Source organism: Rhizobium sp. N324, assembly GCF_001664485.1.
Lineage (GTDB): Bacteria > Pseudomonadota > Alphaproteobacteria > Rhizobiales > Rhizobiaceae > Rhizobium.
This window is the reverse complement of the sequence record NZ_CP013630.1, coordinates 3957995-3969553: the sequence shown is the minus strand read 5'-3', so window position 1 is coordinate 3969553 and position 11559 is coordinate 3957995. Positions and strand designations below refer to the sequence as shown.

Genomic DNA, 11559 nt, shown 5'->3' with positions numbered 1-11559 from the left:
CGTCATCACATCCGGACCCTCGCGGCATTCGGATCATACATCGGCGCAAGGGATGGCTCGGCTCTCACCCTCGTTCCTGCAATCTCGATCTCGTAAAATGAGCCAAGCACTTTCGCCACGCTCTCACCCTCACAGGGCACGTAACCCAGCCCGATTGCACCGCCGAGGAAATGGCCGTAATTACCGGAGGTTATCGTGCCGACGATCTCTCCGTCGCGGATGATTGCCTCGTTGTGAAAGAGCAACGGTTCAGGATCTGTGAGCTTGAATTGCACCAGCCGGCGATCAAGGCCCGTTTCCTGCTTGCGCAAGACGGCATCGCGGCCGAGGAACTCGCCTTTGCCCGTCTTGACGGCGAAGCCAAGACCCGCTTCCAGCACATGATCCTCATCGGTAATGTCATGGCCAAAATGGCGGAACCCCTTTTCGATGCGGCAGCTATCGAGCGTGTGGATGCCGCAAAGCTTCAGACCGAGGTCCAGGCCTGCCAGTTCCAGCGCCTCAAAAACGTGGGCGGCCTGGTCGGTGGAGACATAAAGCTCCCAGCCGAGCTCGCCGACATAGGTGACGCGGTGAGCGCGAGCCAGTCCCATGCCGATCTCGATTTCCCGCGCGGTGCCGAAGGGATGAGCGTCGTTGGAGAAATCGTCAGGGCTGATCCTCTGCATCAGCTGACGTGACTTCGGACCCATCACGCAGAGCACGCTTTCGGCGGCCGTCATATCGGTAAGCACGACATTTTCATCGGCCACGTGCCTGCGCAACCAGGCAAGATCCCGCTGCAGTGTCGCCCCTGGAACAATGAGCAAGAAGGCGGTTTCGGTCAGCCGGGTTGCGGTGAGGTCACTTTCGATGCCGCCACGACGGTTCAGCATCTGCGTGTAGACGATACGGCCGGCGGGCACGTCTATCTGGTTCGCGCAGAGCCGTTGCAGGAAGCGACAGGCGTCGCGCCCTTCGACCCGGATTTTGCCAAAGGAGGTCATGTCGAAGAGACCGACGCCGGTCCTGATTGCCAGATGTTCCTCGCGTTGGTTTTCAAACCAGTTCTGTCGCCGCCAGCTATACTTGTATTCCCGCTCTTGCCCGTCCCTGGCAAACCAGTTGGCGCGCTCCCAGCCAGCCACTTCGCCGAACACGGCGCCACGCGCCGCAAGGTGCTCATGGATCGGCGAGCGGCGTATACCGCGCGCGGTCGCCATCTGCCGATAAGGGAAATGGTCCGCGTAAAGCAGGCCGAGCGTCTCCGTGACACGCTCCTTCAGATAGAGCCGGTTCTTCTGGAAGGGCTGGGCGCGGCGGATGTCTACCTCCCAGAGATCGAAGGGCGGTTCGCCGTCGTTCATCCATTGAGCAAGCGCCATACCGGCGCCGCCAGAAGATACGATGCCGATCGAATTGTATCCGGCCGCCACCCAATACCCTTTCAGTTCCGGCGCCTCGCCTAAATAGTAGCGATCGTCGGGCGTAAAGCTCTCCGGGCCGTTGAAGAAGGTGTGGATGCCGGCAGTTTCCAGCATCGGCATCCGGTTGATCGCCATTTCGAGGATCGGCTGGAAGTGGTCGAAATCCTCCGGCAATTGGTCGAAGCAAAAGTCCTCGCGGATCGCCTCGCCCGCCGGCGGCCAGGGCTTGGCGACCGGCTCGAAGGCGCCGATGAGCATCTTGCCGGCATCTTCCTTGTAATAAGCGCACTCGTCCGGCACACGCAGCACAGGCAGAGACTTCAGCCCCCCAACCGGCTCGGTGACGATGTAGAAATGCTCGCAGGCATGTAGCGGCAAGGCGACGCCGGATTGCCGAGCGAGATCTCTGCCCCACATGCCGGCGGCGTTGACGACATTTTCCGTCTCGATGCTGAAACGCTCGCCGGCCTGCTCGCAGACGACGCCGACGACTCGACCATCCCTCGCGAGCACCTCGATGACCTTTACGCCTTCGATGATGTTCGCACCGTGCTGCCGAGCTCCCTTGGCGAGCGCCATGGCGATGTTTGTCGGGTCGCATTGTCCGTCGAGCGGCAGGTGAACCGCTGCCTTGATGTCACCGATGTTGAGATGCGGGTAAAGCGCCTTCGCCTCTTCCGGCGAAATCTCGCGAACGTCGATTTTGAACGCCCGGGCCAACGAGGCTTGACGGTAGATCTCTTCCTTACGCTCTTCGGTCAGGGCAACGGTGATCGAGCCATTTTGGCGCATGCCGGTGGCGATGCCGGTTTCGGCCTCCAGCCTGGCGTAGAGGTCGGCCGAATATTTGGCGAGGCGCGTCATGTTTTGCGAGGCGCGGAGCTGACCGATGAGGCCCGCCGCGTGCCATGTGGTGCCTGAGGTGAGCTGTTTGCGTTCGAGCAATACGACATCGGTCCAGCCAAGCTTCGCCAGATGGTAGGCGATGGAACAGCCTGACACCCCGCCGCCGATGATCACCGCGTGTGCCTTTTGGGGGATGGGTTTCGTCATGCTCGCAGCCTCTCGTTTTCGGGGTCCCACAACGGCCGGTCGGGCTGGACGACGGCCTTGAACCGGTCGCCGAAAATTTCAACCTCCAGCTCCGTGCCAGGCAGCGCCAGATCCGACCGCAGCATGCCGAGCGCCACGGATTTGCCGACGCGGTAGCCCCAGTTGCCCGACGTTGTCTCTCCCACCACCTGACCGTCGCGCCAGAGCGTCGACATATAGGGGGCGTCGCATTCGCCGGCATCGACGGCCAATGTGACGAAGCGCTTCGTCACACCCTGCTGCTTCTCGCGCTCGAGCGCCGCCTTGCCTTTGAAATCGGGTTTTGCCCAGTCGACGAAACGCTCCAGCCCGCCCTGCAGCACGGTGTAATCGGTCGAAAGGTCGCCCTTCCAGGCGCGGTAGCCCTTTTCGATGCGCAGGCTGTCGAGTGCTTCCATGCCGAATGGCTTCAGGCCATGCTTCCGGCCTGCAGCCCAGACCGCGTCGAAGACCGTGGCCGTGTCGTCCACCTTCGTGTGAAGCTCCCAGCCGAGCTCGCCGACGAAGGAAACGCGCACCAGCTGCAGCCGGCGGCCTGCTATCTGGCAGGACTGGTGTGTCAGCCAGGACTTGGAAAGATCGGCATCCGTGATTTCTGCGAGGATGGCACGCGATTTCGGCCCTGACAGGATCTGGCAGGCCAAACTGTCCGTCACATCGTCGAGGGTGAATCGCGCGTCTTTCGGCAGATGCTTCTGCAACCATGCGAAATCGTGCCACTGCGCTGTCGCTGCCGTGGTCAAGAAGAGAAGGTTCTCTTCAAGCGCCATCAGCGACATTTCGGTGACGATACGGCCTTTGTCGTCAGCAAAATAGGCAAGTCCGATGCGGCCGGGTTTCGGCACCTTGCCAGTGATCAAGCCGAGCAGCCAGTCGCGGGCGCCCTCACCCTGCAGGCGGTAGCGGGAAAAGCCTGGCAGATCGAGAATGCCCGCAGCATCACGCACTGCCAGGCATTCCTCCTCGATCCGTTTTTGCCACGGCCCCGCCCGATTCCAGGTCTGCGTTGATTGTTCTGACGTGTCATCGCTTGATTTGGCATACCAGTTGGCGCGTTCCCAGCCATTATAGGGCTTGAATTGCGCACCAAGCGCCGCGATCCGATCATGGATCGGCGAGAGTTTCCTGTTGCGACCGGCAGGCCAGGCGTGTTTCGGGAAATGCATCGCATATTCGTGGCCGTAAACTTCCATGCCCTTGGCGACGCAGTAATCCTGGTCGGAAGCAAAGCGCGTGTAGCGACGTGGGTCGCAGGACCACATGTCCCATTCGGTCTGCCCTTCGGTCACCCATTCGGCCAGCACCTTGCCGGCACCGCCCGCCTGGCAGATACCGAAAGTGAAGACGCACGCCTCAAACGCATTCGGCACGCCCGGCATCGGCCCGATCAGCGGATTGCCATCCGGTGTATAGGGAATGGGCCCGTTGATCATGCGTGACAGACCGGCGGTGCCGAGGATCGGCACGCGCTCGACTGCGTCATTGAGATACCATTCGAGCCGCTCGAGATCGTCGGGGAAAAGCTGGAAGGAGAAATCCTCCGGCATCGGATCGTCGGGCGTCAGCCAATGCGCCTTACAATTGCGCTCATAGGGACCGAGGTTCATTCCGGTCTTTTCCTGCCGCAGATAATAGGAGCTATCGACGTCTCGCAGCAGCGGCAGCTTGTGGCCTACCTCCTTCGACCAGGCCGCAAGCTCAGGAATTTCTTCGAACAGCATGTACTGATGGCTCATCACCATCATCGGCACCTCGCGGCCGAACCATTTGCCGACTTCGCGGGCGTAATAGCCGGCGGCATTGACGACATATTCGCAGCGGATGTCACCCTCCGGGGTGGAAACGACCCATTCGTCGTTTTCCCGGCGCGCGCCGGTTGCGGGACAGAAGCGGAAGATCCTCGCCCCCAGATCGCGCGCGCCCTTTGCCAAGGCCTGGGTCAGCTGCGCCGGATCGATGTCGCCGTCATGCGGATCGTGGAGCGCGCCGATGAGGTCATGGGTCTCGACAAAGGGGTATTTCGACTTGATCTGCTCGGGCGATAGGATGTCGAGGTCCATGCCCTGATAGCGTCCCATGCCGACCACACGCTTGAATTCCTGCAGCCGCTCGTTCGAGTGGCCGAGCCGGATCGAGCCGGTCACGTGGTAGTTCATCGGATAGCCGACCTGAGCGCCCAGCTCGCGATAGAGCGAGGCCGAATAGCGCTGCATGTTCATGATCGACCAGGAGGAAGAAAACGTCGGCACATTGCCGGCCGCATGCCAAGTCGATCCGGCAGTCAATTCGTTTTTTTCCAGAAGCACCGCGTCGGTCCAGCCCGCCATGGCCAGATGATAGAGTGCGGAGACGCCGACAGCGCCTCCCCCGATGATCACAACACGCGCTTGAGACGGCAAATTCGACATGGCTGCTCCTCGCTCGAAGGGAAGTGTGGCAACGAACGCCAGCAGCATCAAGCGGAGGAAACTTGCTTTATTGATCGAAGAATTCGATTAGAAAAATGCAAGGTTGCCCTCGCGCAGTGAGCCAAGAAAGAACATGCAGATTGATCTTATCGAGACTTTTCTCGACCTGATGGAAACCCGCAGCTTCAATCGCACGGCCGAACGGTTGAACATTACGCAATCAACCGTTTCCCATCGCGTTAAGGCGCTGGAGGCGCAGTTCAACCGAAAGCTCTTCACGCGCAACAAGGGTGGCACCGCGCCGACAGCGTCGGGCCTGCGTTTCCTCGATCATGCGAAAGCTCTGCAATACCAGTGGCATGAGGCAACCCGAGCAGTCGAGAATGCGGGCGCCTATGAGCGATCCATGCGGCTTGGCATTCAGCACGACCTTGCCGAAATCTTTGCCGGGCGCTGGCTTTCCGCGGTCCGCGCCGAGCTGCCTGCGACATCGATCTACGTGGAAGCGGACTACTCGATCCAGATGAACCGAGACCTCGCAGCTGGAGATCTCGATCTGGCCGTTCTCTATACTCCGCACTACCTGCCCGACCTTCACTATGAGAGAATCGGGGAAATGACATATCATCTGGTCAGCACCGTCGCCTGCACCGTCGGCGCACTTCGACCCGAAACCTATATCCAGGCCATCTATTCACCGGCCTTCGACCGTGCCCACAGACTGGCTTTGCCGCATCTGTCGGCAGCGCCGCTGGCGTCGGGGCAGAACACCGCCATTACGGGTTTGCTGACGACGCTGGGAGGCGCCGCCTACGTCATGAAAAGCAGCGCCGCGCGACTTGCCGAGGAGGGTGTCGCTTTCCCGATAGAGGACGCTCCCCCTATTCAACAGACGGTCTATGCCGCAACCAGCATCCGCACACGTCACGCCCATCAGCACCGCCGCATCATCGGCATCCTGCAGGATCTGATAGCATCAGCCTGAGCCGGTGACAGATCACTTCGGAGCAATTTCGGAAGACGCTTTTGCGTGTGGTCTGGGGCAGGTACCGTTGCGCTAGAACAGGATGATTTAAGGCCGGGTCGGCCTTAAATCTGAATCCTGTTCTAAATTAAAGAGTTAGAGCATGATGTCGCCCGAAAACCGCTCACACTTTTCGGCATCATGCTCTAGCGTTTGAGCTTCAGGCCGACGCCGGCGCGGAATTGCTGCGAGTCGTCGCCATCCTTGCGCGTGGTCAGCTCGTAGCCGAGCGTGCTGGTCAGATCGAGATAGCGGTTGATATTCCAGGTCAGCCCAGTCGCCGCGGTGTAGACCAGCTCGTCGTTGATGGTGCTGTCAGTGGGATAGTCGCGCCATATGACGCCGCCGATCATCGTGCCCACCAGATTGTCGCGCAGCTGGTGGGTGACCGTCGTGGTCAAGGCGTGCGAGACGTAGCCACTCTCGCCCGCCGTGGTCGAGGGCTGGATGCTCGTCTGCAGGTCGAAATTGACGTCGGTGCCGCGGATCGGCGACCAGAGCAGGCTCGCATCGAGCGTCGCGGTATCGATCGAAGACAGACGGCTGTCTTCAAAATCGGCCATCGCGTAGCCGACACCGACCTCACCCTTGAGCTTTTCGCCGAGATCGACTTCGACGCCGGCCTTGGCGCCATAGCTGTGACCCGAACGTTCGTAACCGGCGGAGTCGCGCGTTTCGTCATAGAGAGTACGGCCGACCGTGGCTTCGATGAAGGGGATGAGCGCGGGCGACAGCTCATAGCCGACGCGGCCGCGCAGCGTGCCCGTCGTCTGGTCGCGGTCGCTCAAGGTCACGGTCGCGCCGTTCGAAAGCGTGGCATCGGAATAGATCGAGCGGCTCAGCGCCAGTGCCGTCGTGCCGCGCAGGATGCCGAAATCGCGTTGAACGGAGGCGCCGGCTGTGAATTCCTGCACGTCGGACTGTTGCGCGGCATTGGCAATGGCGTCGGGGTCGTCTGTATCTTCCCGATAGAAATTATAACCTGCGGTGAGGTGGGCGACCGTATCGTCGGGAAGATCCAGCCTGAGGTCGCTGTTGATCTTGAAGGAAGGTTGCTCCTCGCCTTCGCCGCTGACATTCTTTTGCCAGGCGCCTTCCGAGGTTACTGTCAGCTGGTGTAGGCCCCAGTCTGAGGTCAGCGTCGCGGCCGCATCGGTTTCGAGGAAGGAGCGCTGCTCTCTGGTATTGCCGTCCTTGGTGGTCTCGGTGTTGATGCTCTGGGTGACGCTCGGGCGCAGCACGAAGGTGCCGATCGGAATGCCCGGGGTTTCCGCCGTCGAGGCGCTTTCGGCAGCCTTGCGGCGCGGCAGCGTGTCGTCGATCGGCGCTTCGCGGGTGTTCAGCCGGCGAATGTCCTCGTCGAGGATGGAGCCGGTAATGTCGTCGCCGGATTGCGCGTCCGGTATGGCGGGCCTCTGGGCATCGTCTGCGTTTGTGGCCGCACTGTTTGCCGCCGGCGCGGCCAAACCGTCGCTCCCGTCATCGAAACCGGCTTCGGATGCCGCCCCGCTCGTAGCGCGATTGTTCTCGGAGGATACTGCGCGACTGGTCGCCGACTGCAACGAAGCGGACTGCGCGAAAGCCGGTGTCTGGCCGAGAAGCAGGCTGCCGAACGCAGTAAAGCAGACGGCACGGCTCATGGCGCGGAGCGGCGTCACACTGCTCGTCTGTTTTGGTTGGCCCATGCAATTCGCGCCTGACATGCTTTCGGTTCTTACCCAAAGGTAAAGCCTCGTGGTTAATCATTCGTTGCCGACGGCGGGCGCCGTTCACATTTCGGAAAGAGTGCGGGGTGGACTTGGAAAGTGAAAAGGTCTAACGCAGCTTCATGAACAGAAGAGCGATAAACCTCGTTGAAAACAGCGTGCTCGAATCGGCAAAACGCACGATAGAGATCGAAAGACGCGGTCTTGAGGCGCTCGAACAGGCCTTCGACAATGGATTGGCCGGCCCCTTCACACGCGCAGTCGAAACCATCGGAGACATCTCCGGCCGCGTCATCGTCACCGGCGTCGGTAAAAGCGGGCATATCGGCGCCAAGCTTGCGGCGACGTTCGCGTCAACCGGGACGCCTGCCTTTTTCGTGCATGCGGCGGAGGCCAATCACGGCGACCTCGGCATGATCGCGCCCGACGACGTGGTGTTGGCGATTTCCAAAGGCGGCGAGAGCGCCGAGCTCAAAAGCATCATCTCCTTTACGCGGCGTTTCTCCATTCCGCTGATCGCGATCACCTGCAGCGACCGTTCCTCGCTTGCAACAGCGGCCGATATCGTCCTTCTCGTGCCGAACGAGCAGGAGGCCTGCCCGAACGGGCTGGCGCCGACAACCTCGACGCTGATGCAGCTTGCAATCGGCGACGCGCTGGCCGTGGCGCTGTTGGAGGCGCGCGGCTTTACCGCCACGGATTTCCACGTCTTCCATCCCGGCGGCAAGCTGGGCGCGAGCCTGATGCATGTCGCCGATATCATGCATACCGGCGAGCGGCTGCCGCTCGTGGCCAGGGGCACGGCGATGCCGGAGGCGATCACCGTGCTGTCGCGCAAGCATTTCGGCTGCGTCGGCGTGCTTGACGAGAATGGGCGGCTCTGCGGCATCGTCACCGAAGGCGACATGGCGCGCAACCTGACCCGCAATCTTGCCGAACTTGCCGTCGACGACATCATGACGCGGACGCCGAAGACGGTGAAGCCGACAATGCTGGCGACCGCGGCGCTGGCGCTGCTCAACCAGCATCACATCGGCGCGCTGATCGTCATCGACGACGAGCGCCGCCCGGTCGGGCTGGTGCATTTCCACGATCTGCTGCGGATCGGCGTCGCCTGATCAGAGCTGTTCATCAGACGGGCTCGACTCTGAGATCGCGACCGTTGCTCGAAACCACCTTCACCTGCGTTCCCGCCGGCAGGTCGGGTCCCATCACCTGCCATAGCGTATCGTCGAGGCGGATGCGGCCGCGGCCCTCGCGGATCGGTTCGTGCAGCGTCGCCGTGCGGCCGACGAGGCTCGCGCCGCGCTGATTGAGGAAGGGCTCGTCGGTCGTCGAATTGCGCAATGTCAGCCGGCGGCCGGCAAAGGTTGCGGCGACGGCGAGCAGCGCAAAAAGGATCGCCTGCAGCTCCCAGACCCAGAAGGCGCTGTCCCAGAAGATGAGCGACAGCGCGCCGACGATCAGGGCGGCAAGGCCGATCCAGACCAGGAAGAAGCCGGGCACGATCATTTCGGCGGCGAGCAACACGAGGCCCGCGACCCACCAGCTCCACGGACCAAGTTCGGCGATGATCTTCGCCAGCATGGTTTAGCGCTCCTGATCGGGATTGAACGGATTGGGGGTCGACGGATTGATCGGCGGCGTCGAGCGTGCCGGTGCCTGGCGGGGACGCGGCAAGGGCGGTGATGCCGGGTTGTTGCCCGCATCGCCGAACACTTCGCGGGCAATGGCGCCGATGCCACCGAGCGAGCCCAGGATGGAAGAGGCTTCCATCGGCATCAGCACGATCTTGGAATTGGATGCCGAACCGATCGAGGTGAGCGCCTCGGTGTATTTTTGCGCGACGAAATAGTTGATCGCCTGGATATCGCCGGCGGCGATTGCTTCGGAGACCATCTTTGTCGCTTTGGCTTCGGCCTCGGCCAGGCGCTCGCGGGCTTCGGCGTTGCGGAAGGCCGCCTCGCGCTGGCCTTCGGCCTGGAGAATGGCGGATTGCTTGGCGCCTTCGGCCCTGAGGATCTGTGCGTTGCGTGAACCTTCGGCTTCCAGCACCTGGGCACGCTTCTCGCGCTCTGCCTTCATCTGCCGGGCCATCGCATCGACGAGGTCGCGCGGCGGCTGGATGTCCTTGATTTCGACGCGGGTGACCTTGATGCCCCAGGGCTGCACGGCTTCGTCGACGACGCGCAGCAGCCGGTCGTTGATCGCATCGCGGTTGGAGAGCAGTTCGTCGAGATCCATCGAGCCCATGACCGAGCGGATATTGGTCATGGTCAGATTGAGGATGGCGTTTTCGAGGTTGGCAACCTGATAGGCGGACTGGGCGGCGTTCAGCACCTGGTAGAAGGCGACGGCATCGGCCGAAACCGAGGCATTGTCCTTGGTGATCACCTCCTGGGTCGGCACGTTCAGCACCTGCTCCATCACGTTCAACCGGGCACCGACGCGCTCGATGAAGGGGGTGATGAGGTTGAGGCCGGGCTCCAGCGTGCGGGTGTAGCGGCCGAAGCGCTCGATCGTATAGCGATAGCCCTGCGGCACGGTCTTGATCCCGGCAAAAAGCACCAGGATGACGAAGATGACGAGTACGATCACGACGATGTCGAAGCCGCCGAACAGCATGAATTCCTCCTATCGGCGCATGCATGCGCGCCTCACAACTGATGTGGTGAGGTAGCATGTTCTTTGCGAGGAAGAAATGACCCACGGATGCCCCACCTCCAAGGAAAAGGAGGATGAGTCAGGGCAGGTTTTTCAGCGTGGAATCTCTCAGATCCAGCCCTGCAATTCGCGGCGGACGACCTTTTCCAACACCGTCATGCCGTCCTCGCCGTCGTTGAGGCAGGGGATATGCGCGAACTTCTCGCCGCCATTCTCGTGGAAGGAATGGGCCGCCTGTTCGGCGATTTCTTCCAGGGTTTCCAGACAGTCGGAGACGAAGCCGGGATTGATGACGGCGATGCGCTTGACGCCGTCCTCGGCAAGCTTCTCCACCGTCTTGTCGGTATAGGGCTGCAGCCATTCCTCCGGCCCGAAGCGGGACTGGAAGGTGACCATGAAGTTTTCCTTGGTGAGCCCGAGCCGCTCGCGCAGCAGCCGGCCGGTCTTCTGGCATTGACAGTAATAGGGATCGCCCTGCTTGAAATAGGACATCGGAATGCCGTGGAACGAGGCGAGCAGCATTTCCGGCTTCCAGTCGAGCGTCGCAAGATGCTTCTCGACGGAGTTTGCGAGGGCTTCGATATAGGTCTCGTCGTCGTGATAGTCGGGCACGGTGCGCAATGCCGGCTGCCAGCGCATCGAAAGCAGCTTCTGGAACGCCTTGTCGTTGACGGTGGCGGTGGTCGCCGCCGCATATTGCGGATAAAGCGGGAAGAGCACGATACGGTCGCAGCCTTCCTGCTTCAGCGCGTCGATGCGCGAGGCGATCGACGGCGTGCCGTAGCGCATTGCCCAATCCACTTTGACCGTCGCCAGATCCTTCAGGCGCTCGGCCATCAGCTCGGACTGATTGCGCGTATAGGTGCGGAGGTAACTTTCGTTCTTCTGCTTGTTCCAGATCAGCTCATAGGCCTTGCCGACCTTTTGCGGGCGGGTATTGAGCACGATGCCGAACAGGATCGGATACCACTTCCAGGGCGACCATTCGATGACGCGGCGATCGGTGAGGAACTCCCGGAGATAGCGGCGCATCGACGTGTAGTCGGTGCCATCGGGCGTGCCGAGATTGACCAGCAGGACGCCGATCTTGCCTGACTTGACGGCCGGATGATCTGCCGGGCGGAGTGAAATATCTGCTGTCATTCTGGCCCCAACGCTCTTTTGTCTCGTCGGCTCATACGCAGCCCCGAAATCGTGGTTCACCCTATAGAAAGAAAAACCGGCCCGGGAAAGCCCGGGCCGGCCATGGAAATCGGGAC

The 11559-nt window shown here is 61.4% G+C and carries 8 protein-coding genes; 2 read left to right on the top strand and 6 right to left on the bottom strand.

The annotated features are described in order from the left end of the window. Nucleotides 1-5: 5 nt before the first annotated feature. Nucleotides 6-2459 (bottom strand): GcvT family protein, encoded by a 2454-nt coding sequence (locus AMK05_RS19195; protein ID WP_064840697.1) that lies wholly within the window; start codon nucleotides 2457-2459, stop codon nucleotides 6-8. Beyond that, nucleotides 2456-4906 (bottom strand): GcvT family protein, encoded by a 2451-nt coding sequence (locus AMK05_RS19190; protein WP_064840696.1) that lies wholly within the window; start codon nucleotides 4904-4906, stop codon nucleotides 2456-2458. Before AMK05_RS19190 ends, AMK05_RS19195 begins: the two co-directional genes overlap by 4 nt. A gap of 133 nt (nucleotides 4907-5039) precedes the next feature. Here AMK05_RS19190 and AMK05_RS19185 point away from each other — a divergent pair, with 133 nt between their 5' ends. Further along, nucleotides 5040-5891, top strand: coding sequence for a LysR family transcriptional regulator (locus AMK05_RS19185; RefSeq protein WP_064840695.1), 852 nt, complete (start codon nucleotides 5040-5042; stop codon nucleotides 5889-5891). A gap of 185 nt (nucleotides 5892-6076) precedes the next feature. Here the strand turns inward: AMK05_RS19185 and AMK05_RS19180 are convergent, their stop codons facing one another. After that, nucleotides 6077-7615 (bottom strand): outer membrane beta-barrel protein, encoded by a 1539-nt coding sequence (locus AMK05_RS19180; RefSeq protein WP_064840694.1) that lies wholly within the window; start codon nucleotides 7613-7615, stop codon nucleotides 6077-6079. Nucleotides 7616-7758: 143 nt separating this feature from the next. Here AMK05_RS19180 and AMK05_RS19175 point away from each other — a divergent pair, with 143 nt between their 5' ends. Then, entirely contained in the window at nucleotides 7759-8754 is a 996-nt protein-coding gene (locus AMK05_RS19175) for a KpsF/GutQ family sugar-phosphate isomerase (protein WP_064840693.1), read from the top strand. 13 nt (nucleotides 8755-8767) lie between these two features. Here the strand turns inward: AMK05_RS19175 and AMK05_RS19170 are convergent, their stop codons facing one another. From AMK05_RS19170 to hemH, 3 genes are all read right to left on the bottom strand, one after another. After that, nucleotides 8768-9223, bottom strand: coding sequence for an NfeD family protein (locus AMK05_RS19170; protein ID WP_064840692.1), 456 nt, complete (start codon nucleotides 9221-9223; stop codon nucleotides 8768-8770). A 3-nt stretch (nucleotides 9224-9226) separates the two neighbouring features. Continuing rightward, entirely contained in the window at nucleotides 9227-10261 is a 1035-nt protein-coding gene (locus AMK05_RS19165; RefSeq protein WP_064840691.1) for an SPFH domain-containing protein, read from the bottom strand. Between the two features lie 147 nt (nucleotides 10262-10408). After that, nucleotides 10409-11443 carry a ferrochelatase gene (gene hemH, locus AMK05_RS19160; protein WP_064840690.1) on the bottom strand — a complete coding sequence of 345 codons (1035 nt, stop codon included), beginning with the start codon at nucleotides 11441-11443 and terminating at the stop codon, nucleotides 10409-10411. Between the last annotated feature and the right edge of the window lie 116 nt (nucleotides 11444-11559).